Source organism: Zhihengliuella flava (assembly GCF_015751895.1).
In the GTDB taxonomy this organism is placed as follows: domain Bacteria; phylum Actinomycetota; class Actinomycetes; order Actinomycetales; family Micrococcaceae; genus Zhihengliuella; species Zhihengliuella flava.
Genome location: NZ_JADOTZ010000001.1, coordinates 2,130,697 through 2,155,374, shown reverse-complemented (window position 1 = coordinate 2,155,374; position 24,678 = coordinate 2,130,697). Strand labels below are relative to the sequence as shown.

Below are 24,678 nucleotides of genomic sequence, written 5' to 3'. Positions count from 1 at the left end.
TCATCCCGCGATCAGTACGACGCCGTCCCGGAGTGGGACAACCGGACTGACCTAGGAGGCCAGAACCTCATCCAGCATGGATTCGGCCTTGGTCTCGTCCAGCTTCTTGGCGAGCGCGAGCTCGCTGATCAGGATCTGACGGGCCTTGGCCAGCATGCGCTTCTCGCCAGCGGAGAGGCCGCGATCATTCTCACGGCGCCACAGGTCACGCACGACCTCCGCGACCTTGATGACATCGCCAGATGCCAGCTTCTCCAGATTTGCCTTGTACCGGCGCGACCAGTTGGTGGGCTCCTCCGTGAACTCGGCGCGCAGGACGTCGAATACGTCATCCAGCCCGTCCTGATCCACGACGTCGCGAACACCGACCAAGTCAACGTTCTCTGCCGGAACCTCAATCGTCAGATCGCCTTGGGCGACCTTCAGCTTGAGGTACATCTTTTCTTCGCCCTTAATGGTCCGCATCTTGATCTCTTCGATCCGTGCGGCCCCGTGGTGGGGGTAAACTACCGTCTCGCCAACCTCAAAAACCATTTTCGGATATTCCCCTTTCCCGCAGACAAGTTTATCACGCACCTGTTGGATAATCCCGCGAGTTGTCATGATTTACGCGGCCCGTTGACCCATAATTCACCTTCGCGTTCGACTCCCAGCGCCCAGGTCCCGGCACGCGGCTTGCCTCGACGCCCCCGCACCGACGGCGCCAGACCGGCGCTGGCGGCACAGTTCGACAACGAGTAAAAAATTGGGTCCGGTACCGAGTAGGATGAGAGGGAATGCCGTCACCGTAGGCTGCGCGCCCACCGTGACACGAACACCCCGACTCGAACTTGATGAGGAGTTTGTGCAGTGATCACCGCACAGAAGACCCGTGGACGCCGCGTGCTGGCCACCGCTGCCCTCGCCGTCGCCACCCTGAGCGCGGCTGGCTGCGGCGCGATCAACGATCAGGCCACGACTGATGAGTACGCGCCGAGCGACGGCGTCATGTTCACCGCCGGCGACCTCGAGGTCCGCAACCTCATGCTGGTCACCAACTCCGCCGACGAAGAGGCCCGCGTGCTGGGCAGCCTCGTCAACGATTCCGCCGACGCCGCTCGCGTGAACCTGCAGGTCGACGGCTCCTCCGTCTCGATCGAGGTCCCGGCCGAGTCCGTGACCAAGCTGGAAGACGACGCCAATAAGACGGTGGTCCCCTCCGCTGGCGAGGAACCGGGCGCCTTGGCCACCGTCAACGTGACCGTCAACGGCACGGCCCAGGAGGAGCCCGTTCCCGTGGTCAACGGCGCACTCTCCGAGTACCGCCAGTACCTCCCGGGCGGATACTCCGAGGACACGGTCGAGCACCTCGAGCACTCGGAAGAGGACAGCCACGGCGGCGGCCACTAAGCACCGCAACAACGCGACGGCCCCGGAGGATCCCCTCCGGGGCCGTGGTGTTTAAGGCGACAGCTAGGCTTCGAACTTGTACCCGAGGCCGCGCACGGTCACCAAGTGGACCGGGCTGGAGGGATCGGGCTCGATTTTGGAGCGGAGTCGCTTGACGTGGACGTCAAGGGTCTTGGTATCCCCCACGTAGTCGGAGCCCCACACCCGGTCGATCAGCTGCCCACGCGTGAGCACGCGCCCGGCGTTGCGCAAGAGCATTTCCAGCAGCTCGAACTCCTTGAGCGGGAAGGAGATGTGTTCCCCGGAAACGCTGACGACGTGGCGCTCGACATCCATCCGCACCGGCCCGGCCTGAACGGTGCTGGTCACCAGTTCTTCTGGTTCGCCCTGCCGGCGCAGCACGGCGCGTACACGCGCCACCAACTCCCGGGAGGAGTACGGCTTTGTCACGTAGTCGTCCGCCCCGAGCTCGAGGCCGACAACCTTGTCAATTTCCGAATCTTTGGCCGTCAGCATGATGACTGGAACGTGGGAACGCTGACGAATCTGCCGGCACACCTCCGTGCCGGACTGGCCGGGCAGCATCAGGTCGAGCAACACAAGATCCGCACCGGCGCGGTCGAACTCCGTCACGGCGTCGATCCCGTTGTCCACGACCTGAACTTCGAAGCCTTCCTTTTCGAGCAGGTAGGACAGCGGATCGCTCAACGATTCCTCGTCCTCAACGACCAGAATGCGGGTCATGAGTTCTCCTTCGGTTCTGCGGCGCCCTCGGCGCGGTGAGTCTCTGGTGCATCGGAGGGCTCGGTTGCCGCATCCTCCTCGTACACCGGCAAGCGAACGGTAAAAGTAGAGCCCTGTCCGGGCTGGGACCAGACGGTCACCTCACCGCCGTGGTTGGCCATCACATGCTTGACAATGCTGAGGCCGAGGCCGGTGCCGCCGGTCTGGCGCGATCGCGCTGCGTCGACCCGGTAGAAGCGCTCGAAGATCCGCTCCTGATCGTCTTGGCTGATGCCCGGCCCCTGATCGGTGACGGAGATTTCCACGAGGTTGGACCGCACGCGTACGCCCACGCCGACCTTGGTGTTCTCCGGCGAATAGCGGATGGCGTTGTCGACGAGGTTGCGGAAGGCCGTCATCAGCAGGTCCGGATCGCCGTGAACAACGACGTCGTCCACCTGTCCCAGGGAAACCTTGATGTTCTTTCCCTCGGCCGTGAGGTGGTTGCGGTCCACGGCCTCGGCCAAGATCCGCCCGACGTCGACCGGCCGTCCCTGCAAGACCACATCGGTGCCCTGCAGCCGGGACAGTTCAATGATGTCCTGCACCAGCGCGGCGAGGCGCAGCGATTCCTTATGGAGGCGCTTGGTGAAGCGCCGCACGGCCGCCTCATCTTCCGCCGCGTCCTCGATGGCCTCGGACAACAGCGAGATTGCTCCCACCGGCGTTTTCAGCTCGTGCGAGACGTTGGCGACGAAGTCGTTTCGAATCGCCTCAGTACGCGTAATCTCGGTGCGATCATCGGCGAGTAGGAGCACGTACCGCTCTGCCAGCGGCGCCACTCGGACGTGGACCACAATGGCGCCCTGGCCCAGGGGGCCGCGCGGAAGCTCAAACTGTTTCTCCTCGATGACCCCGTCGGTCCGGACGCGGCCGGCCAAGTCCAACAGCTCTTGGTGGACCACGGTATGGCCGCGCACCAAGCCGTAGGCATACGCGGCAGGGTTGGCTCGCACGACGCCGTTGACCTCGTCGACGACGACGAAGGCGCGACCGACGATGGAGAGGATTTCTGCCGTACCTTCTGGCAGCGTCGGCTCCAGCACGTCGGGCAGCACCACGCGTCGGCGCTGGCTGGCCCGATAGGCGACCAACCCCAGCACGCCGAGCGAGAGGCCCACGAAACCGGCCAGCACAAGCCACAACGGATCATTCACGCAGTCCAGCTTAGGCCGTGGTTAATGGTGCCTGACGACGAATCTCGACTCCGGCGTGCCTGATTCACGCAACGTTCACCTTCGCCGCCGACGGGGTTTACTTAGTAGTGTCAGTGTGAACGACTGAACAAGACCCTTTTGATTCGTCTGGCTATACGGCCTTCACGAAAGGACCACAATGCGCAAGGTATTCCTGGCAGAGCTGCAGACGATCGGTGAAGAACTGATCAACCTGTCCCAGCTGGTGGCCGAGGCGATGGAGCGTGCCTACGATTCCTTCGCCAACGCGGACACCCAGCTGGCTCAGGAAGTCATCGCCGCGGACGCGCGCGTGGACTTCCTCCAAAACAAGCTCGACGAGCAAGCCATCGACGTCTTGGCCCTCCAGGGCCCGGTGGCGTCGGACCTGCGCATGATCGTCGGCTCCCTGCGCATGAGCGCATCGCTGGAGCGCATGGGGGACCTGGCCCGGCACATTGCGCAGCTCACGCGCCTGCGCTTCCCCGACAAGGTCATCCCGGATTCGCTCACGGAGACGTTCGCGTCCATGGCGGATCTCAACATCCAGATCGCCACGAAGCTCGGTGAGCTCCTTGAGACCCGCGACCTGAACAAGGCCGCGGAGATCATCACGCTGAACAAGCAGATCGATGAGCTCCACGCCTCCGTCTTCAAGGCGATCGCCGATGATTCCTGGACGGAAGACGCGCCGACCACCACGGACGTGACGCTCGCCAGCCGCTACATGGAGCGCTTCGGCGATCACGGCGTCTCCGTGGCCCGCAAGGTGAACTACCTGGTCACCGGCGAATGGGAGCCGCAGGTGGACTAGCGGCACGCGCACCACAACGACGAAGCCCCCGTCCACTCGCGGAGAGTGGCCGGGGGCTTCGTCGTGAATCTGGTGTTTACTGACGGCCCTGGTTCGCGACGGCGGCAGCGGCCTCCGCTGCGGCGTCCGGATCCAGGTACGTTCCTCCGGCGGTCACCGGCTGGAAGTTCTCATCGAGCTCGTACACCAGCGGAATGCCGGTGGGGATGTTCAGGCCAGCGATGTCCTCGTCGGAGATGCCGTCGAGGTGCTTGACCAGCGCGCGCAGGGAATTGCCGTGCGCGGTGACCAAGACCGTCTTGCCGGCCACGAGGTCCGCCTTGATGTCCGACTCCCAGTAGGGCAGCATCCGCTCGAGGACGTCCTTGAGGCATTCGGTGCGCGGGGCGTCGTCGCCGAGGTCGGCGTACCGCGGGTCGCCGATCTGGCTGAACTCCGCGTCGTCGTCCAATGCGGGGGGCGGGGTGTCATAGGAGCGGCGCCACTGCATGAACTGCTCCTCGCCGAATTCCTCGAGCGTTTGAGCCTTGTCCTTGCCCTGCAGCGCACCGTAGTGGCGCTCGTTCAGCCGCCAGTCCCGCTTGACGGGAATCCAGCCCCGGTTGGCCCGATCAAGAGCAATGTTTGCGGTGTTGATGGCGCGCTTGAGCAGCGACGTGTAGAGCACGTCGGGGAGGGTGTCATTTTCAACCAGGAGCTCGCCGCCGCGTGCGGCCTCGGCGCGCCCTTGGTCATTGAGGTCAACGTCCACCCATCCGGTGAACAGGTTCTTAGCGTTCCATTCGCTGTGGCCATGACGCAGGAGGATGAGCTTGTAAGTCATAGCCTCATCCTATCCAGCAGGACCGCCTACCCGCCCCCGTGTGACAGCGCGTGGCCTCAGAAGTTGTAGCCGCCGCTGGCCCGTCCGCTCAGGGTGGGGCGCACATCCGCCAGGTAGACGGCGGCCACGCACACGGCGACCAGCTGGAAGAGTCCGGCTCCCCCGCCGAAGAGGCCGAAGAAGCAGAAGACGGCCGCGCCCGCGGTCAAGCCGCCCCAGAATCCCTTGCTGCGCTTGCCGTGGCGCAGGTAGGCCTCACTGGGGTGGCGCAACGCGTCGGCCAGGGCCCAGAGCGCCAGGGCGAACCCGACGGCCGCGAACCCGATATACAGTGCGTTCTCGATCATGTACGCGAAGCCCATCAACATGCCGCCAGTCTAGGCCTTGACGGCCCGTTCCGGGGCGCGCGCCGCGGCGAGGGCCGCCAAAACGTCCGCGACGACGTCGTCCGCGTTCTCGATCCCGAGACTGAAGCGGATGAGGTTCGCCGGGACGGTCGCCGCCTCGGCGGCGTGCCGGCGGCGGCGCTCGGCGAGGGATTCCACCCCGCCCACGCTCGTGGCCGGGGTGACGAGGCTGAGGTGGGAGACGACGACGTCGGCCGCGGCGCCGTCGTCGTCTCCCACCGCCCCCACCCACGCCGGGTCGACTTCGACGGACACGATGGACCCAAAACCGCGCATCTGCGCCGCGGCACGGGCGTGCCCCGGGTCGGCCGGCAAACCGGGATAACGCACGCGTTCAATGGCCGGGTGATCCTCCAGGGCTTCCGCGAGCCGGAGGGCGGTGGCCTGCGAGCGCTCGAGCCGGACGGCCAGGGTGCGCAGCCCGCGCAGGGTGAGCCACGTCTCGAAAGGCCCCGGGATGGCGCCGTGCAGGGTGCGGTACCCGAGCAGGCGCTTGCGCAGCCCGGCATCACTGACCACCACTGCGCCCATCAACACGTCCGAATGCCCACCGAGGTATTTGGTGGCCGAGTGCACGACGACGTCGGCCCCGTCGACGAGCGGGTTGGCCAACAGCGGCGTGGCAAAGGTGTTGTCGACCACCACGAGGGCCCCCGCTGCGTGGGCTGCCTCAATGAGCGCGGGCACGTCGGCCACCTCGAGCATGGGATTGGTCGGGCTTTCGATCCACAGCATGTCCGCGCCCTGAAGGGCCTCGGCGGTGGCGTCGGTGTCCGCGACGTCCACGTGGCGAGTGATCAGACCCGCCCGGGTGTGCAGGTCTTGGACAATCGAGAGCGAGCCGCTGTAGCTGTGCTGGGGCATGACCAGCGTGGCGTCGCGGGGCAGCAATGAGAGGGCCGCGGCGATCGCGGCCATGCCGGAGGAGAAGACGAGGGCGGGAAGCTCCGCCTGTTCGAGCGTGCCGAGGGCTTCCTCCAGCGGATCCCACGTGGGGTTCGTGAACCGCGCGTACCCCTTTTCCCCGGCGCCGGGTCCGCCCGTGCCGACGAACGTGGAGGACAGCGTGATGGAGGGGTTCACGGGGGCGTCGGTCTCGTGGGGCGGGCGGCCGAGGGAGACGACGAGGGAATCGGCGGCGAGGCTGCGCGGCGCGGAGTCGGACGCGGGGCCCGTGGGATGGGTTTCGCTCATACGCTTGAGAGTAATGGCCCCGTTCTCCACACCCAACGCGGATGAAGCGGAGTGCCCAGATGTTGCGGATAGGCTGGAGGGGTGAGTCCACAGCACGTTGCCGCCGCATCCCCTACCATCGCTTCGCCCGCCGAGGGGCGCGGGCTGTTCGTCGTGTTCGAAGGCGGCGACGGCGCCGGTAAATCTACCCAAGCCGCCCGGCTAGCCGAGGCACTCAGCGCCACCGGGCGCGAGGTCGTGCGCACGCGCGAGCCCGGCGGCACCGAAATCGGCGAGAAGCTGCGCGCCCTGGTGCTGGACCACGGCCACGGAACCGTGGACGCCCGCACGGAGGCCCTCATGTTCGCTGCCGCGCGCGCCGCCCATGTGGAGCAGCTCGTCTTGCCGGCGATCGCCGCGGGGCAGATCGTGGTGTGCGACCGCTACGTGGACTCGTCCGTGGCCTATCAGGGCGTCGGCCGGGGACTCGGCGTGGATGACGTGCTGATGATCAACCGGTGGGCCACGCAGGCGCTGCGGCCCGACCTCACCGTGCTCCTCGACGTGGACGCCGCGGCCGGGCGGCGTCGTCGGACCGCTGGGGAAGCGGCCGAGGACCGGCTGGAGTCCGAGCCCGATGACTTTCATGCAAGCATTCGCGACGCGTTGCTGGCCCTGGCCGACGCCGAGCCGGAACGGTATCTGGTGTTAGACGCGGATCGCGGGATCGACGACCTTGCCGAGCAGATCCTGACCCGGGTGCAAGCCCTGCTCGGCGGTGGCGCATGAGCGTGTGGGACGGCCTACCGGGGCAGGACCACGCGATCGCCCAGCTGCAGCGGGCCGTCGCCACCGCCAATCCGGCCCACGCGTGGCTGGTCACGGGGCCGCCGGGGTCGGGGCGGTCGACGGCGGCGCGCGCTTTCGCCGCGGCCCTGCAGTGCGAGGTGGGCACCGGCTGCGGCGTCTGCAAGGCCTGCCTGCTCGTGTTGGCATCGAACCACCCGGACGTTTCTCTGGTCACCACGGACAACGTCACCTACGCGATTGACGACGTCCGCCAGTTGATCACGACCGCACAGGCCCGCCCCTCCGGCGGCAAGTGGCGCGTCATCATCATGGAGGACGCGGACCGGATGACGGAGCGCACCACCAACGTGCTGCTCAAGGCGATCGAGGAGCCGCCGGCCCACACGCTCTGGATCCTCTGCGCCCCGAGTCCCGCCGACGTCTTGGTGACCATCCGTTCACGCTGCCGCCCCCTCGGATTGCGGATTCCCAGCCGCGAGTCGGTGGCCCAATTGCTCGTGGAGCGGGACGGGCTGACGCCCGAACAGGCCGACTTCGCGGCCCGGGTGAGCCAATCCCACGTCGGCGTCGCCCGGCGTCTTGCGCGCAGCGAAGAAGCCCGCACCCGGCGGGACCGGACCGTGCGCTTACCGCTCGAGTTGCGCACCGTTCCGGACGCCGTGCGCGCGGCCGGGCAGATCGTGGAGCTGGCCACCAGCGAGGCCAATGCCTCGGCCGAGGACCGCGCCGGCGAGGAAACCGCCGCATTGCGGCAATCGCTGGGCCTGGGGCCCGACGAACAGGTCCCGCCGAAACTGCGCAGCCAATTCAAAGCCGTCGAGGAGACGGCCAAACGACGCGCCCGGCGCGGTGTCAATGACTCGCTGGACCGCGCCCTGATCGATTTGACCACCGTCTACCGGGATCTGCTGATGATCCAGCTGGAAACCGGCGGTGACTTGGTCAATGAATACTTGGCCGAACCGCTGCGGCAGTTCGCGACGCGGACTAATCCGACAGCTACGCTGAAGAAGATTGAACACATCCGAAGTGCCCGGGAGCGGATCGCCGCGAACGTGACGCCGCTGATGGCCATGGAGGCCCTCATGGCGGCCCTCATTCCCCGGTCCTCCGAGAAACCGCAGCATCCCGTCAGGAGCACCTAGAGCGCATGACTTCTCCCCGTACGCATCGCTGGTCCCGGTTGTTGCGTGCGGCCGCGGCCACGCTCGCCGTGACAGCGCTCTTGGCTGCATGCACCGAGGCAGAGCCCGCCCAGGAGGAAACGTACTCGGCGCCGGTTCCGGACGCGTTGGAGCGTTACTACGAGCAAACCGCCCAGTGGGAACCGTGCGAGGAGGACTTTGAGTGCGCCACCGTGGTGGTGCCACTGAATTACGCGGATCCCGGCTCGGAGAGCATCGAGATCGCGCTGATGCGCCACCAGGCCCTCATGCCGCGCGGCTCGCTCTTTGTCAATCCTGGCGGGCCCGGAGCGTCCGGGATTGACCTGCTGCGCAACGCGGCGACGTCGACCTTCTCTCCTGAGCTGCGGGAAAAGTACCACCTCATCGGCTTCGATCCGCGCGGGGTGGGTGACTCGGAACCGATTCAGTGCCGCACCCCCGCCCAGCTCGACGCGTCGCGGGCCGGGAACACCCTGTCCATGGAGGAGCTCGGCGCGCTGTGTGCCGAGAAGAACGGCGAGGCCCTCGCGCACGTCGATACCGAGAGCGCCGCCCGGGACCTCGACATCCTGCGGGCCGCCGTCGGCGAGGAGCGTCTGGACTACTTGGGCTTCTCCTACGGCACCAAGCTGGGGGCCGCCTACTCGGACCTGTTCGGAGAAAACGTGGACCGCATGGTGCTCGACGGCGCGATGAACCCGGCGTTGGGTCTGAGCCAAGTCACTACGGGGCAGGCGCAGCGGTTCGAGCAATCTCTCCGCACGTGGGTGGAGTGGTGCGACGGGGTGAGGGACTGCCCGGTGAGCGGCGGCGCCGACGCGGGGCTGGCGCAGCTCAATCGCTACATGGACGAACTCGCCGCCGAGCCCTTGCAAACGCAGGACGGGCGCGAGTTCAACGATCGTGAACTGGCCAATGCCCTGCTGCTACCGCTCTACGAGGACGCCTGGTGGGACACGTTGGTCGTCGCACTCCAGGAGCTCGAACAGGGCGATCCGGAACGCCTCATGCAGATGGCCGATGCCCGTTCGGGGCGCGCCGCCGACGGCACGTACCTCGATAACTCGTGGGACGCGTTCACCGCGATCAACTGCTTAGACTACTCTGACCCAACGGTCGACGGCGCCGAGCTCGATCGCCTGCTCAGCGACATCTCCCCGACCCTCGGGTGGTACCTGGGCGGCGAGCTGGCGTGTACGGGGTGGCCGGCCGAGCCGACGGGCACCGAAGACCCCGCCGAACCCCTGAACGCAAACTCCCGGGCCCTCGTCGTCGGGACCACGGGCGACCCGGCAACGCCCTACGAATGGTCGCAAGCCCTGGCCGATCAGCTCGCGGGCGAGGACCCCAGCAACGTTTCTCTGCTGACCTACGACGGCGAGGGCCACACCGCCTACGGCAGGAGCAACGACTGCGTGACCCAGGCGGTCGACGCGTTCTTGCTCGACGGAGAATTCCCCGCGTCCGATGCGACGTGCTGACGGAGACCGCCCGTTTTGACCTCGGCCGAAAACCTCCTATAAAGTAGTCGCTCGTGGGCCAGCGAGCCCACCGGCCTCCTTAGCTCAGTCGGTAGAGCGTTTCACTCGTAATGAAAAGGTCACCAGTTCGATTCTGGTAGGAGGCTCAGTCAACGCCCGGTTCGCCTCGCGAGCCGGGCGTTTCTGTGTTGGCCCCAGCGTGGGTTATGGGCCAAAAACGTGTTGCTATCCCGGGTGCGTTGCGGGAGCTAGTGGTGGGATTGTCCGCCCCCGCCTGTCCGGTTCCAGAGTCCTTCTTCGGCACTGCCGGTTTGCCCATAGAGCTCGGGGCCGATTGGTTCCTCTCGCAGTATCGGAGCAGTCGGAGCGGGTTGGTAGTGCTGCTTCTCGATGAGCTGATGAGGCGGCTTTGGTGCTTCGCTGCGCAAGACAAGGAACCACTCGACCGCTCGCCGCAGGTGTTCGTCGGGAATTCCTCGGTGATGGCGCATACTGCAGCGCTCTCAGAGCTTGTAGGCCTTACGTAGCCTGTCGTGGAAGAACCAGGACTTCTGATGCGCTCGCACCCACGCAGGCACGAGCCCGGTGCGCTCGTTCCGGTAGGTGCGTGCATAAATATAGCTGCGGTGCCGTTGGTGGAACTCCGCGAGAGCCTTCGTCCAAGCTGCCGCTTCATCGCGCGTGATGATCTTCGTCAGCGCCAGCGAGAGCGTGCCTAGCTCCTTGCCTGGTCAAGTCCGTGGGCGGCTCGTGAGATCGGTGCGCACATTGCGTCGAATATGGACCAAGCACCGTTGCCTGCGCGACGTCGTCGCACCACACGCAGCGCAACAGAAACGCTGCACACCTGCTGCAGTCCGGCCAAACATCGTGACGCGTCCACCACAGAGATCACACTCGACCGAAGATGCAAGCATCCCCCCAGAGATCTACGATTCAGAGTATGCCGATCCCGATCCTGCCGCACCAGTATTGACGAGCACGCTCAGCCAGCAACACGTTTCTCACCGATAACCCGCCGGCCGCGACGCGCCAGTTAAACGCCGCGGCGGGCGGCCCGCGTGGGGCCGCCCGCCGTCGTCACGGACCGGTGAATTCTGACTAGGCGAAGTCGCTCACGGCTGGGTCCGCGCCCACGCGCCCGTCAGCGCCGCGGTCCAAGCCGTCAATGGCGGCCACGTCGGCGTCGTCAAGCGTCACGCCCAAGGATTCCCAGTTCTGCACAATGCGCTCCGGGGTGACCGACTTCGGGATGACCACGTTGCCCTTGGCCAGATGCCATGCGATGACCACCTGCGCGGCCGTGGCGCCGTGCTTCTCGGCGATCTCCACGATCACCGGGTCCTCCATCACGCCATTCTTGTTGCTGCCCAACGGGGACCAGGATTCGTGCACGATCCCCTTGGCCGCCTGGTAGTCGCGCAGCTCGGTCTGGGGGAAGTACGGGTGGGTCTCCACCTGGTGAATCGCGGGGACCACCCCGGTGGCCTCCTCGATTTCACGCAAGGCCTCCACGGTGAAGTTTGACACGCCGATCGACTTCACACGGCCGGACTTCTGCAGCTCCACGAGCGCCTTCCACGTGTCGACGTACTTGCCCTGCTTCGGCTGCAGCCAGTGGATCAGGTACAGGTCTACGTAGTCGAGGCCGAGCCGCTGCAGCGAGGCGTCAAACGCGGCCAGCGTCTCGTCGTAGCCCTGGTCCGCGTTCCAGAGCTTGGTGGTGATGTACAGGTCCTCGCGCTTCAGGCCGGACGACGCGATGGCGCGGCCGACCCCTTCCTCATTGCCGTAGATCTTGGCGGTATCGATGTGGCGGTAGCCGGCCTCGAAGGCTAGGCCCACCACCTTCTCCGCCACGTCATCCTCAACCTGCCACACGCCGTAGCCGAGCTGAGGGATCGAGCGGCCATCATTGAACTTCACAACAGGGGACTCATAAGTAGTCATAACCCTTATCCTGCCACCGCGTCGGGCTCTGGCAACAGGGAGTCTCGCCCTCGGCGTAGTCCGCGGGTCGCCGGGAATAGACGACGCCGCAACCCGGTTAACAATGCTTCTTAACTAAGGCGCGCTCCGGGCCGCGCTTAGAGGCGCCGTGCGGCGGCCGTCGCTTGCCGGACGCCCTCGTGAACCGCCTCGGCGCGCCGGCGCACGTTGATCACGGCGGGCTCCTCACGCACCGCCGCCCCCAGCGCGGAGCCATCGGCTCCAGCTGGCACGCCAGCGCCGCCCTCGAGCTCCAGCCGGGCCATCGCGGCGGCCTGAGCGGCCTGAGCCACGTCGTTAGCGGCCCGAGAGAGTGCGCGGTGGGCGACGTCGGCACCGGCGGGAATGTCCGTGCCCTCGGACGGGCGCAAGCGTTGACCGCGCACGCAGACGGCCCGGACGGGCTCGCGCAGATCCGCGAGGTCGTTCGCGACCTCAACGAGCGCGTTGTAGAGCTCGTCCGATTCAATCCCCTCGAGCACCTGATGAAAGCGGTCCAGCCCGCGTTCAAACCGGTCATGCGCGCGGCGCCACACGCCCTGACCTAGCTCCCTGTTCTCGCGCCGGGCAGCGCGCAGGTCAGAGAAGATTCCCATGCCACCATTCTTTCATGGTGCGTCCGCTGGGCAGGGCGCTCAGTCGATGGCCAGGAGGACTTTGCCGCGGTGCTCGCCCGAGTCGAAATACTCGTGCGCCTCGCGCGCCTCCTCCAAACCAAACACGCGGTCCGTGGTGACCTTCAGGTGTTTGTGGGTGAGCATCGGCCAGACATGCTCGCGCACTTCCTGCATGATCCTGGCCTTTTCCTCCGCTGGCCGCGCGCGCAGCGTGGTGGCGATGACCTTGGCGCGCTTCTTCGCGAGTAAGCCCAAGTCAAGCTCCGCTCTCTTACCGCCGACGAAGCCGATGACCGCCAGGCGTCCGGACGTGCTCAGCACCTCGAGGTTGCGGGCCAAGTATTTGGCCCCGACCACATCGAGGATGACGTCGGCCCCGGGCACCTCCCGCTCCGACGTCGCCCGGCGGACTTCCTCGACGAAGTCCTGCTCACGGTAATTAATGGCGACGTCGGCGCCCAGTTCACGGGCGTAGTCCAGCTTCTCCTCGCTGCCGCCCGTCACGGCCACGTGGGCCCCGTACGCCTTCATGATCTGGATCGCGGCAGATCCAATGCCGCCGGATCCGCCGTGGACCAACAGCCACTCCCCCGCCTGAAGGCCCGCCTCCATCACGACGTTGGACCAGACGGTCGCCGCCACCTCCGGCAACCCCGCGGCGTCCTCGAGGGACACCCCGGCCGGCACCGGCACAGTCTGAGCCGCAGGAACGGCAACATACTCGGCGTAACCACCGCCCGCCAGCAGCGCACAAACCTCGGAACCGTCGTCGTACCCCATGCCCTGATGCACGCCTGGCCCGGAGGAAACGATGGTGCCGGAGACTTCGAGCCCCGGGATGTCTCCGGCGCCGGGCGGCGGCGGGTAGAGTCCCGCACGCTGGGCTACGTCGGCGCGGTTGAGCCCCGCGGCCGCCACCTTGACCAAGACTTCGCCGGGCTGCGGCTCAGGAATCTCAACCCGCTGCACCTCCACCACCTCGGGCCCGCCGGCGTCAGTAAAGTGAACGGCTCTCATGGAATTCTGCACGGTGTTCCTCCTGGGTCGTGCCGCAAGCTGTTTGCCTCACCGTAACCCACCGCATTGGCGCTGATCCGCTCGAGCACCTAAAGTTGACTACCCTGGATGGTTGTCCGAGCGGCCTAAGGAGACGGTCTTGAAAACCGTTGTGCGGTAACCCCGTACCAAGGGTTCAAATCCCTTACCATCCGCGCCATTCAGAGGCAGCGCCCGGTTTCTCCGGGCGCTGCCTCTCTGGTTTAACGGGCACGACGACGCCGCGCTGCACCGGGTGCCGGCAACCGCCCCACGTTCCGAAGTGTGACGCCGCAGCCGGTGGCCCGACGTGCCGACGCCGGGCCCTACGTGGCACGCGCTGTCTACTTCGCGGAAAGGGTGACGCAATCCACAGTTCACGCTTTACTGGTGAACTATCAAACGTTTGCTTAATGCATCACCTACCCAAGGACGAATCGTGCATTCACTCCACCTCTCCCGCCCGGCCGCCGTCGCCGCTGCCGCGGCGCTCGGCGCCTCGCTGCTGGTCCCGACCGCCGCCGCAGCGGACACGGAACCCGATGCGGCCGGCGTCGTCATCAACGAGGCGTATCTCTCCGGCGGCAGCCGGGACGCCGCATTCACCCACAAGTTCGTCGAGCTGTTCAATCCCACCGACCACGCGGTGAGCCTCGACGGCTGGAGCCTGCAGTACCGTTCGGCCACGGGAGAGGCTGACTCCCACGGCCTCGCCGAGCTGTCCGGCACCATCGAGCCGGGCGGCCACTTCCTCATTTCTGGCGGCTCCAACGGCACCGCCGGGGACCAGCTGCCCGCCGCGGACGTCACCGCGGGAGGCGCCTTCAATCCTTCCGGCAGCCGCGGCACCATCATTCTGGCCCAGACCAGCGAACGCCTCAGCCTGCCGACGGGATCGATCATCGGCGTCGAGAACGTCGCGGACCTTCTGGGCTACGGCTCCTCCAACACGTTTGAGACTGAGGCCGCCGACGCGCCGGCGAGCAACGCGGATCCGAAGTCCCTCAACCGCACGGAGGGGCCGGACAGCGACGACAACTCGGCCGACTTCAGCCTGAGCGCCGCCGTCACACCGACCGCGTCCACGGGCGACGGCGGCAATGGCGACGGCGGCGATGGCGAGCCTGACGAACCGGCGCAGACCGTCACGATTGCTGAGATCCAGGGCGAAGCAGATGCGACGCCGCTCGAGGGAACCGACGTGGTGACGCACGGCGTCGTCACCGCCGCATTCCCCACCGGCGGGCTGGACGGCCTCTTCATTCAGACCCCGGGCACCGGTGCAGACGTCGAATCCGCCGCGAGCCACGGGGTCTTTGTCTATGCGCCGGACGCCACAAGCGATGTGGCCGTCGGCGACTACGTCGAGGTCTCCGGCTACGCGACCGAGTACTACGGCCTGACCCAGGTCAACGCCTCCGACGGGACCGTCGAAGTGCTCGATGAACAGGTGGAGCCCGTGACCGCACTGACCGGCGCGTGGCCCACCGACGATGCGGACCGGGAGCGGTTTGAATCCATGCTGTTCCAGCCCGCCTCCGGTTTCACGGTCGCGGACAACTACTCGCTGAATCAGTACGGAGAGATCGGCTTGGCCTTCGGCGACAGCGAGCTGGTTCCGGGCGAGCCGCGCCTGCTGCAGCCCACCGACGTCGCCCCCGCCGGCTCCGACCTCGCCGCCCAGATCGCCGAGGAGAACGCGTCCCGGTCCATCCTGCTGGACGACGGCGCCACGGCGGATTACATGCGCAACGACGCGGCCAAGGACTCGCCGCTGCCCTACCTCGACGCTGACCAGCCGATCCGGGTGGGCGCCGAGGTTGAGTTCACGGCGCCGGTGGTGCTGCACTACAGCTTCGACGAGTGGCGCTTCCAACCGCAGGGCCAGGTCACGGGCGCTGCGGACGAGGACGTGCCGGTGACGTTCGACAACACGCGTGAAGAGACTCCGGCCGAGGTTGGCGGAGACATCACGCTCTCCTCCTTCAATGTCCTGAACTATTTCCCGACCACGGGCGAGGAATTCGTCGCCGAGCTCGGAGGCACGTGCAGCTGGTACACGGATCGCGACGGCGAACCGGTGGCCACTAACCGCTGCAACCCGAACGGGCCGCGCGGTGCCGCGGACTCCGAGGACCTCGAGCGCCAAGAGGCCAAGATCGTCGCGGCCATCAACGCGCTCGACGCCGACGTCGTTTCCCTCGAAGAGATCGAGAACTCCGCCGCATTCGGCAAGGACCGCGACTTTGCGCTGGCCACCCTCACCGACGCCCTCAACGAGGCCCTCGGCGACGACGTCTGGCAGTACGTCCCCTCCCCCGCGGACGTGCCAGCCGACGAAGACGTCATCCGCACCGCGTTCATCTACCAAAAGGATGCGGTCAAGCCCATCGAGGAGTCGGTCATCCTGACTGATTCCGCGGCCTTCTCCAACGCCCGCGAGCCGCTGGCCCAGGCCTTCCAGGCCAAACGAGGCAATGTGCAGACGCGCTTCGTGGCGATCGTGAATCACTTCAAGTCCAAGGGTTCTGACCCGGCAGACGGCTCGGCGAACGCCGACATCGGCGACGGCCAGGGCGCGTGGAATCAGGCCCGCGTAGAACAGGCCGAGGCGCTCGTGGACTTTGCCGATGAACTCACCGACTCGCGGAACACGGAGAAGGTGTTCCTCACGGGCGACTTCAATTCCTACACCCACGAGGACCCCATGGAGGTGTTCTATGCGGCCGGTTACGCCAACCTCGGCAGCGAGACGGAGCACACGTACCTCTTCGACTCGCTGGTGGGATCGCTAGATCACATCCTCGCCTCGCCGGAGGCCGCCGAGACGGTGAGCGGATCCACGGTCTGGGACATCAACGCCGACGAGCCGATTGCGCTCGAATACAGCCGGTATAACTACAACGTGACCGACCTGTATACCGCGGATCAGTACCGCGCTTCGGACCACGACCCGGTCCTCGTGGGGTTGGAGCTGGCCTCCGGGCCGCCCGCCGCAGCGCCGTGGGAGGCCGACGCCACGTACCGCGCCGGGGACACGGTCAGCTACGACGGCGCCACGTTCGAGGCGCAGTGGTATTCCCGCAACCAGGAGCCCGGGGCCAACCCCTACTCGGCGTGGGCTGAGCAAGGCGAGCCGGTGGCCTGCGCCGCACTGGAGACTACCGCCGCCGCGTGGACGCCCTCCGAGGTCTACACCGGAGGCGAGACGGTCGTGCACGGCGGGCAAGCCTTCACTGCCCAGTGGTACTCCCGCAACCAAGAGCCCGGCCAGCGTCACGGCCCGTGGGAGCTAGCCGGCGCCTGCTAGCTCCGCAGCGGCCCGACTAGCTGGCCAGCCGGAGCACCTCCCACGCGACGGCGTCCGCATCCGCCAGGGTGCGGGCGCCGTCGTCGTCTGACCCGCCAGCCTCGGCGGCAATTGCCGTTCCCCACTGAACCCCGGAGAGCTGCAGCCCCAACACAAAGATGGAGCGATGCGCCGTGCCCGCGGCATCGACCAGTCGGTAGGGGGTGCCCACGACGTCGAACCCGGGGCCGGGAACGCTCTCGCCGTCTTCGGTCGCGATCGCCCGCGGACGAGCGAGCCCGTCGTCCTGCAACTGCCGCAACAGCGGCGACGCGGTCTGCCCCACACGGTTCGCCGGCATCATCGCCTCCAGCATGTGGTGCGCGGTCGCCGGGACCGCGTCGACCCACCGAGAGGAGGCGGTGAAAACGCCGGAATACTCGCCCTCATCATCCAAGGTGAAGACCGGGTCCGGCCCCAAGAAGGTCACCACTCCTACGCGGGCCAAGGCAATCAGTTCCTCGATGCGGCGCAACGGCGGCCCACTGGCGGTGCCCTCCACGAGCGGCTCGAACCACTTCTGGACCTCGTCTGCTCGGGAGACCTCGTCAATCAGTCCCTCCGCGATGAGCCGCTTGGTGACGAGTCGGCCCGCGTGCAGCGCGCCAATGGCCATCTTCAGCGGGTCCTCTTCCCCCGCTGCTGACGACGCCGCGTCTTCTTCCAGGTAGGCGATGACGGCACGCTGGTATTCCTCCGCGCTGGCAAAACCCCGGCGCGCGAAGGGAGTGCCCAGGGCGGGTACGTCCAGCCACCCAATGTCCGGCGCCTGCTCTTCGATGAGGTCCGCCAGCTTGGACCGCCACACCTCCTGACCATGCACCGGAGCTCCCTGCACGTTCTGCTCCGGCGCTAGCTGCGCATCCAGCAGGTCATCGAGCCGGGTCAGGAAGCTGTCCACGTCGGTAAAGCACTCGGGCCGAACGCGCGCAGAGACGCGGTAGTACGTGCGCATCACGTCGCGGTAGAGCAGCGGCCACACGTGCGCGTCGAAGCCCACCTTGCCGCGCGGCTCGCCCGGCGCGCCGGCTGCGGCGAGCGCGTGGACGCGCTCGAACGTCAGGTACATCAGCTCCACGGACCGCGGGACAAAGTCGGGAACCTGTGCTTTGGCCCGGTACGGCACGCCGCGCCGGGAGGCGGCGATGAGTCGCGGCTCGGACCCGCTCGGCCGATATTCCAGGGCGCGGCCGCTGCCGGCTCCGGTCTCCACGAATTCGCCACCGCGCCCGAGCGTGAGCTGCGCTACGGCGTCGAAAAAGTTCAGTCCCAGCCCGCGGACGAGGAGTGGCTCGCCGCCGGGGAATCGGGACCAGTCCACGTCGGCCGGCACGTTGGGGCCCTGATAGGTGAGGCCCAGATCCTCGGCCCGCTGGCCGGCGGCCGCCTGCCGCGGGTTCAGCTCGGCGGGCACGTGACCGACGGCGAGGACGACGGCGTCGCTCTCCAGCACGTCCTCGCCGTCGCCGGATGCGCGCTCGTAGTGCACGCGGTAGGTGGCCTCCGCGCGCTCGATCCGACGCGCTGAGGCGGCGATGTGCTCCAGTGATTCAACAGCTGGGTGCTCGCGCAGGCGTGTGGCCACGGCGTCGTACACGTGTTCCACGTAGCGCCCATACAGGGCGCGCGTGGGGTAGTCGCCGGGCCCGAGGGCGGAGATTTCCTTCGCCTCGGCGGGTGCCAGCACGGCACCGTCACCGCCGGCGCGGCGCCACTGATCAAACGTCAAGCCCACGCTGCTGCCGACGAGGCTCGAGTGCTCGCTGTGCTGACGCCGCTCCTGCTGTTCGCTGGTTACCTGGCGGGGCGGAGCCACCGTCGGGAAAAGCGCCGGGGTATTCATGAGAAAGAGTCGCGACTGCGTGGACGCCCACACGTGTCCCGACCCCGGGCGATAGGGATCGAGGACCCGGACGATTAACCGTGCGGCGGGTTCCGCTCCCGCCTCGAGCCGGGCGAGCAGGCGTTCCAGCACCGAGGTCCCGCGCGGACCAGCCCCGACCACGGTGACGACGTACCTGCTCCGAACCATGCTGCTCCTTCTCTGCCACGGCGGGCGAATCGGCGAATATCATGCCCACTCAGCCTAGCGCGCGGCCGCCAGCCTAGACTGGCCGGTATGACTCAATCGAACCCCGACCAGTACGAATGGCTCCGTGAGATTCACGGGCAGGACGCGTTGGAGTGGGTGCGCGCCCGGAACGCGGAGACCGAGGACTGGCTCGTCACCGACGACTACCGCGCCTTGCAGCAGAGCCTCCTCGAGGCCCTGCAGGCACCGGACCGCATCCCAGAGGTCATCAAGCGGGGCGGCCACTACTACAACTTCTGGCGCGATGCCGAGCACCCCAAGGGCCTCTGGCGGCGCACCACGTGGGAGGCCTACCTGCAGGACGAACCCGATTGGGACATCCTGTTGGACGTCGATGCCCTCGCCGCCGCAGAGGGCATCGATTGGGTGTATGCGGGCGTGATTCTGTTGCGCCCCGCCGAGGGCGATCCCTACCGGCGTGCTCTGGTACGCCTCTCCCCCGACGGCGGCGACGCCGTCGCTGTCCGGGAGTACGACGTCGTCACGCGCGCGTTCGTCCCGAGCTCCGAGGGCGGGTTTAATCTCCCGGTGGCCAAGACGCGGGTCAGCTGGGCTGGCCCGGACGCGCTCTACGTGGCCACCGATTTTGGCCCGGCCGCGGACGGCACCCCGAGCGTGACAAAGTCCTCTTACGCGCGCACCGTGCGCCGCGTGGAACGCGGCTCCACCCTGGCCGAGGCCCCGGAGGTGTTCGCGGTGGACCAGAACCATGTTCTCACCGCCGTCCACCACGACTCGACGCCCGGGTTCGAGCGGGACATCGCCGTGGATGCCATCGATTTTCATCACTGGCGGACGCATGTGAGGGCCGGGGACCGGTGGCAGCCCGTGGCGGTACCGACCGACGTCTCCGTGGCGTTTCATCGCGAATGGATTCTCTTTGCCCCGCGCACGGACGCCCAGATTGGCGATACCGAGGTGCCCGCCGGCGGCCTCGCACTGGCCCCGGCAGAGGCGTTCCTGGCCGGCGACGCCGAGGTCACCGTGGCCTTCGCCCCCACCGCAAACACGGCCTTGGAGAGCTACACCTTCACGCGCAGCGCTCTGCTCATCACCGTGCTGCGGGACGTGGCGTCCGCCGTCCTCGTGGCCCGCCCGGAGGATGGGTGGACAACCCGCGAGGTTCTCTCCCCTGCCAGCCTCGAATCGATCTCCGTGGCCGCGGTGGATGACGAAGACCCCGTGGCGGGTGAGGATCTGTGGCTCAGTACCTCCGGGTTCCTCACCCCGCCGACGCTGCAACGCGCCCGCCTCGACGGCGATCGCCTCACCGAGATCGTGACCGCCAAGCGGGCGCCCGAGCGGTTCGACCCCGCGGGGCTCCGAGTGGAACAGCACTTTGCCCGCAGCGCCGACGGCACCCGGGTTCCGTACTTCCAGGTGGGCCCCTCTGAGCTGACCCTCGATGGAGCCAACCCCACCCTCATGAACGGATACGGCGGCTTTCAGGTGTCCCTCACGCCGTCGTACTCGCCGGCTGTGGGCCGCGCGTGGCTGACCCGGACCAACGACGCCGGCCGTACGGGTGTCTACGTCATCGCCAACATTCGCGGCGGGGGCGAGTACGGTCCCGCATGGCACCGAGCTGCGCTGCGGGAAAATCGTCACCGTGCCTACGAGGACTTCGCGGCGATCGCCGCCGACTTGGCGGAGCGCGGGGTCTGCGATCGCGAGCACCTCGCCGCGACGGGCCGCAGCAACGGCGGGCTGCTCATGGGAAACATGATCACCGGCTACGGCCACCTCTTCGGAGCCATCTCCTGTGGCGTGCCCCTGCTCGACATGCGTCACTACACCCGCCTCTCCGCCGGGCATTCGTGGATCGCTGAATACGGCGATCCGGACGTCCCTGAGGACTGGGCGTTCGTGCGCGGGTTTTCCCCGCAGCACAGGATCGCTGAGCTGGACGACGACGCCGTGATCCCGGCCAGCCTGATCTGGACGGCCACCAGCGATGACCGGGTGGGGCCGGTGCAAGCACGGACCATGTACGCCGCACTCACGGACCGCGGATTCGAGAACGTGTGGTACCACGAGGACTTGGTCGGTGGACACGCTGGAGCGTCAGACCACGAGCAGGCGGCACGGATGCTGACCACCAGCTACGCGTTCCTCTGGCGGAGGGTGAGCGGCGCCTGAACGGGGACTCGTTTTGTTCACGGCCCGACTATTCGCTAACCTTGTCTAGCTGGCATTGCCAGCGGTTAGGACACGTGCCGGAGCGGCCGAACGGACTTCACTGCTAATGAAGGGTCGGGGTTAAACTCGACCGGGGGTTCAAATCCCCCCGTGTCCGCCAAAACCCCCTCGTCAGAGGGGGTTTTTCTTTTGCTCTCACGCGGCGCACCCAGCAACGGAAACTCCGGCAGGGCGCTAGTGGTCCCGGCCTTCGTTGAAGGAAGCCAACACTTGCTGGATCACGGCGTCCGGCAGCCCCGTGTGCTCGGAGACAATCCGGCCTGCTTCGTCCAGTCGCCCAGCAGCCAGGTGCTCGAGGAAGTTTTCCCGGGCGCCGGCAGGAAGGTCCGCCGAGTTAAAGGAGACTCGCCCCTCAGGGCCGTCGCCTTCGAACCCGAAGTCTGAGACTCCGTCCAGGGTCGCCGCCCCCGCAGTGGGAGCCGATTCCAGCAGCGGTTGGATGCGGTCTCGAGTCAGCCCGGAGAAGCGAGCGAAGAGCTCAGCGGCGCCGGCGTAATTGCTGTCTCGCATCAAAGACTGAAACTGGTCTGCCTCAGCCGGCGGGAGGTCCTCCGTGCTGTACTCATGCGTTTCGCCCTCAGACTGCTCGGTGATCCTATACACGGGGACTTGACGCCCATCACGCTCGTGGAAATCGGTGGTCCAGTCCGCCGGGATCACATCCGGCAAGGAGTCGCCCGAGACCTCGTCCAATGATTCGTCATGGCCGGTGGCGCGCCGGGAGTCGACCGAGTAGTTGGGCTCCCGCGCAGCGTCCTGCTCCGGGGCCTCCGTGGCAGAGCCAGGACCGCTCGCCAGAGTGCCCGGATCCTTGGAGTCAATCGGCTCCTCCCGCTGCGGGGTCCCGCCGCCGAGGACCTGCGGATGAGCTTCAAGGCTCCGCACATCGATGATGCACTCCTTGACGCTGCGGATCCCGGTCCCGTTGCGGTATTCCTGGACGGCGGTCAGGAAGTTGCCCGTCGCGAGGTGGCGGTACACGTCCCGGTGCGTCTCGGGGCTCATGCGGCCCGCTGCGGCCTCTGCGGCTTCGGGTGTGACGGACTCGGCCACCTGGCGGGAATTACGGCGCCGGACGGTCGTGAGCAGCCAGAAGCCCAGCGTCAGGAGCAGGAGGGGGATAAGGACCCAGAGCAGCGGTTCGAGCATGGTTCCAGTCTAGTGCTCACACGAAATCGGCGAAGCCGAGACTACCCCTTGAGTGCCAAGACGAAGGGAAGAACACCCTCCGCCCCCGCTGCCCGCACCGTGCGCGCCGCCTCCGTGATGGTCCACCGGCTCTCTGCCAAATCGTCCACTAACAGCACCGGACCGTGAGCGGACTGCAGCTGGGAGCGCACGTGGTCTGGTACCTCGAATTGCTCCCACACGTCGGCGAGTCGGAAGGCGCTGGACCCGCCCGGGCCATGCCGCGGGCCGTCAAACGCGTACGCCAACTCTCCGGCGTACGGCAGCCGGCCAACCCGTGCCAGGCCCTCAGCGAGGGAGCGCACCAACTGCGGGCGCTGCCGAGAGGGAAGACTGATCACCGCCACGGGGCGTTCGTCCCACCCCCAGTCAGCGAGGACCTTAACGCAGGCACCCAACATGTCCTCGCTGATGGGAGCGTCCGGCTCGGCGGACTCAAACAGGCGGCGCAGGGGCCCGCCCCAGCCCAGATCGGTCAGCCGAGCGAGCGCGCGCCCCGACGAAAACTGGTCCTGTGCGGCGATCTTGCCTTTGACCGGCACTCCCAACCGATCCATGCCGGAGGGCCACATGGCCCGCGGCTCCAGGTCCACCCCCACCCGCCCGAGCGCCGCCCGCGCGCCGTCTTGAGCGGCGTCGTCGTACCCCGTGGGGTACCAAGGGCCCGCGCAACGATCACACTTTCCGCAGGGGGCGGCAGCGGGGTCGTCGAGAGCAGCAGCAAGGAACTCCATCCGGCAGCCGCCGGTGTTTTCATAGTCCAGCATGGCGTTTTGCTCGGCGACGCGCGCGGCGGCGACGCGCCGGTACCGTTCCTCGTCGTATTCCCACGGCTGACCCGTGGCCGACCAACCGCCCTGAACGCGCTCGACCGCACCGTCCACAGCCAAGACCTTCAGCAAGAGCTCCAGCGGACTCCGCCGGAGATTGACGGAGGCCTCCAGCTGTGGCGAGGACAGGGTGGAGTTCTCGGCGAGCGCCGCGAGGACGGCCTGAGCGCGCTCCTTGTCCGGCATGGATGCCGTGGCAAAGTACTGCCAAATGGCGCGGTCCTCCGTTCCGGGCAGGAGCAGCACATCGGCGTTGTCCGTGCCACGGCCCGCGCGGCCCACCTGCTGGTAGTAAGCGACCGGCGAACTCGGCGCGCCGACGTGGAGGACGAAGCCGAGGTCCGGCTTGTCGAAACCCATGCCCAGCGCGCTGGTGGCCACAAGCGCCTTGACCCGGTTGTCCTTCAGCGCCTGCTCCGCGTCGCCTCGTTCTGCGGCGTCGGTACGCCCGGTATAGGCCCGGACGTTGTGACCGGCCTCCCGCAGAGCTCGGGCGATGTCCTCCGCGGCCGAAACGGTGAGGGCGTAGATGATGCCGCTGCCAGGCAACTGGTGCACGTGCGTGAGCAGCCAGGCCAACTGCGCTTGCGGGCTGGCCAAACGCAGGACGCCCAAGCGCAGTGATTCGCGAGCCAATGGTCCGCGCAGGGTGTATACAGAGCTGCCGCCGGCCGCGAGCTGTTCCTCGACATCATGAACGACGCGCTCGTTCGCCGTGGCCGTCGTGGCGAGCACCGGCACGCTGACAGGCAAGGAGGTGATGAGGTCTTTGATCCGCCGGTAGTCCGGCCGGAAATCGTGCCCCCAGTCGGAAATGCAGTGCGCTTCGTCGATCACGAGCAACCCCATACGCCGGACGAGGTCCGGCAATTGCTCGGCGCGGAAGCGCGGGTTATTGAGACGTTCTGGAGAGACCAGCAGCACGTCAAGCTCGTCCCGCTCCAACTGTGACCGGATCTGCGCCCACTCGGTGGCATTGGCCGAATTAATGGCGGCGGCTCGCACGCCGGCGCGTTCGGCCGCGGCCACCTGATCACGCATCAGCGCCAGGAGGGGCGAGACGATGAGCGTGGGGCCAGCACCGACCGAACGCAGCAGCAGACTCGCCACGAAGTACACGGCCGACTTGCCCCAGCCCGTCCGCTGCACCACTAATGCCCTCCGGCCTCCGGCAACGAGCGCCTCAATGGCCTCGTACTGCCCATCGTGGAACTGCGCCTCCGGGTTACCCACCAATCGGCGCAGGACGTCCAACGCTTGTCCATGCAGGGCCGAGCCGACGCCGTGGGTCATCTGCTGTGCTTCCATGCCGCCAGTATGTCAGCCGCACCCCACAAGAATCCCTGCGGTCACGGGAG

19 protein-coding genes and 3 tRNA genes are annotated in these 24,678 nt (G+C 67.1%); 10 read left to right on the top strand and 12 right to left on the bottom strand.

Features of this window, described 5'->3' with window-relative positions:
* Positions 1-51: 51 nt before the first annotated feature.
* Positions 52-534 (bottom strand): CarD family transcriptional regulator, encoded by a 483-nt coding sequence (locus tag IW252_RS09960; protein WP_196836413.1) that lies wholly within the window; start codon positions 532-534, stop codon positions 52-54.
* Between the two features lie 315 nt (positions 535-849).
* Between IW252_RS09960 and IW252_RS09955 the strand changes: the two genes are divergently transcribed.
* Complete coding sequence (locus tag IW252_RS09955; protein WP_196836412.1) at positions 850-1,389, top strand: hypothetical protein; 540 nt, start codon at positions 850-852, stop codon at positions 1,387-1,389.
* A 63-nt stretch (positions 1,390-1,452) separates the two neighbouring features.
* Here IW252_RS09955 and IW252_RS09950 read toward each other — a convergent pair whose 3' ends face one another.
* Positions 1,453-2,133: a response regulator transcription factor gene (locus IW252_RS09950; RefSeq protein WP_196836411.1), complete on the bottom strand. Its 681-nt coding sequence runs from the start codon at positions 2,131-2,133 to the stop codon at positions 1,453-1,455.
* Entirely contained in the window at positions 2,130-3,329 is a 1,200-nt protein-coding gene (locus tag IW252_RS09945; RefSeq protein WP_196836410.1) for a sensor histidine kinase, read from the bottom strand. The genes IW252_RS09950 and IW252_RS09945 overlap by 4 nt, the downstream gene beginning before the upstream one ends.
* Positions 3,330-3,507: 178 nt before the next feature.
* Between IW252_RS09945 and phoU the strand changes: the two genes are divergently transcribed.
* Positions 3,508-4,161 (top strand): phosphate signaling complex protein PhoU, encoded by a 654-nt coding sequence (gene phoU / locus IW252_RS09940; RefSeq protein WP_196836409.1) that lies wholly within the window; start codon positions 3,508-3,510, stop codon positions 4,159-4,161.
* A gap of 76 nt (positions 4,162-4,237) precedes the next feature.
* Here phoU and IW252_RS09935 read toward each other — a convergent pair whose 3' ends face one another.
* Genes IW252_RS09935 through IW252_RS09925 form a run of 3 tightly spaced genes read right to left on the bottom strand, consistent with a single transcriptional unit; the run spans position 4,238 to position 6,585 of the window.
* Positions 4,238-4,984, bottom strand: coding sequence for a phosphoglyceromutase (locus IW252_RS09935; protein WP_196836408.1), 747 nt, complete (start codon positions 4,982-4,984; stop codon positions 4,238-4,240).
* Positions 4,985-5,040: 56 nt separating this feature from the next.
* A complete protein-coding gene (locus IW252_RS09930) occupies positions 5,041-5,352 on the bottom strand; it encodes a DUF2516 family protein (protein WP_196836407.1) in 312 nt (103 codons plus the stop codon).
* 9 nt (positions 5,353-5,361) lie between these two features.
* Positions 5,362-6,585 carry a trans-sulfuration enzyme family protein gene (locus IW252_RS09925; RefSeq protein ID WP_196836406.1) on the bottom strand — a complete coding sequence of 408 codons (1,224 nt, stop codon included), beginning with the start codon at positions 6,583-6,585 and terminating at the stop codon, positions 5,362-5,364.
* 81 nt (positions 6,586-6,666) lie between these two features.
* On the opposite strand from IW252_RS09925, the gene tmk reads away from it, so the two are divergent.
* The 4 genes from tmk (at position 6,667) to IW252_RS09905 (ending at position 10,167) form a co-directional block, all read left to right on the top strand.
* The gene (gene tmk / locus IW252_RS09920; protein ID WP_196836405.1) at positions 6,667-7,353 is read left to right on the top strand and encodes a dTMP kinase; all 687 of its coding nucleotides are present in this window, start codon (positions 6,667-6,669) and stop codon (positions 7,351-7,353) included.
* The gene (locus tag IW252_RS09915) at positions 7,350-8,519 is read left to right on the top strand and encodes a DNA polymerase III subunit delta' (protein ID WP_196836404.1); all 1,170 of its coding nucleotides are present in this window, start codon (positions 7,350-7,352) and stop codon (positions 8,517-8,519) included. The genes tmk and IW252_RS09915 overlap by 4 nt, the downstream gene beginning before the upstream one ends.
* Before the next feature lie 5 nt (positions 8,520-8,524).
* Positions 8,525-10,021, top strand: coding sequence for an alpha/beta hydrolase (locus tag IW252_RS09910; RefSeq protein ID WP_196836403.1), 1,497 nt, complete (start codon positions 8,525-8,527; stop codon positions 10,019-10,021).
* Between the two features lie 73 nt (positions 10,022-10,094).
* Positions 10,095-10,167, top strand: a tRNA-Thr gene (locus IW252_RS09905).
* Between the two features lie 955 nt (positions 10,168-11,122).
* Here IW252_RS09905 and IW252_RS09900 read toward each other — a convergent pair.
* The 3 genes from IW252_RS09900 to IW252_RS09890 all read right to left on the bottom strand — a co-directional run bounded on the left by IW252_RS09900 (position 11,123) and on the right by IW252_RS09890 (position 13,644).
* The gene (locus tag IW252_RS09900; RefSeq protein ID WP_196836402.1) at positions 11,123-11,971 is read right to left on the bottom strand and encodes an aldo/keto reductase; all 849 of its coding nucleotides are present in this window, start codon (positions 11,969-11,971) and stop codon (positions 11,123-11,125) included.
* Between the two features lie 137 nt (positions 11,972-12,108).
* A complete protein-coding gene (locus IW252_RS09895; protein WP_196836401.1) occupies positions 12,109-12,606 on the bottom strand; it encodes a hypothetical protein in 498 nt (165 codons plus the stop codon).
* 39 nt (positions 12,607-12,645) lie between these two features.
* Positions 12,646-13,644, bottom strand: a complete 999-nt coding sequence (locus tag IW252_RS09890) for an NAD(P)H-quinone oxidoreductase (protein ID WP_196836400.1) — start codon at positions 13,642-13,644, stop codon at positions 12,646-12,648.
* Between the two features lie 106 nt (positions 13,645-13,750).
* On the opposite strand from IW252_RS09890, the gene IW252_RS09885 reads away from it, so the two are divergent.
* Together IW252_RS09885 and IW252_RS09880 are read left to right on the top strand one after the other, a co-directional pair.
* Positions 13,751-13,838: transfer RNA gene (locus tag IW252_RS09885), tRNA-Ser, on the top strand.
* Positions 13,839-14,101: 263 nt separating this feature from the next.
* Positions 14,102-16,972, top strand: a complete 2,871-nt coding sequence (locus IW252_RS09880) for an ExeM/NucH family extracellular endonuclease (protein WP_196836399.1) — start codon at positions 14,102-14,104, stop codon at positions 16,970-16,972.
* 16 nt (positions 16,973-16,988) lie between these two features.
* Here the strand turns inward: IW252_RS09880 and IW252_RS09875 are convergent, their stop codons facing one another.
* Positions 16,989-19,043 (bottom strand): FAD/NAD(P)-binding protein, encoded by a 2,055-nt coding sequence (locus tag IW252_RS09875; RefSeq protein WP_196836398.1) that lies wholly within the window; start codon positions 19,041-19,043, stop codon positions 16,989-16,991.
* A gap of 87 nt (positions 19,044-19,130) precedes the next feature.
* On the opposite strand from IW252_RS09875, the gene IW252_RS09870 reads away from it, so the two are divergent.
* A complete protein-coding gene (locus IW252_RS09870; RefSeq protein ID WP_196836397.1) occupies positions 19,131-21,242 on the top strand; it encodes a prolyl oligopeptidase family serine peptidase in 2,112 nt (703 codons plus the stop codon).
* Between the two features lie 68 nt (positions 21,243-21,310).
* A tRNA-Ser gene (locus tag IW252_RS09865) sits at positions 21,311-21,402 on the top strand.
* Between the two features lie 74 nt (positions 21,403-21,476).
* Here IW252_RS09865 and IW252_RS09860 read toward each other — a convergent pair.
* Positions 21,477-22,451 (bottom strand): hypothetical protein, encoded by a 975-nt coding sequence (locus tag IW252_RS09860; protein WP_196836396.1) that lies wholly within the window; start codon positions 22,449-22,451, stop codon positions 21,477-21,479.
* 41 nt (positions 22,452-22,492) lie between these two features.
* Complete coding sequence (locus IW252_RS09855) at positions 22,493-24,628, bottom strand: RecQ family ATP-dependent DNA helicase (protein ID WP_231365983.1); 2,136 nt, start codon at positions 24,626-24,628, stop codon at positions 22,493-22,495.
* Positions 24,629-24,678 lie beyond the last annotated feature (50 nt).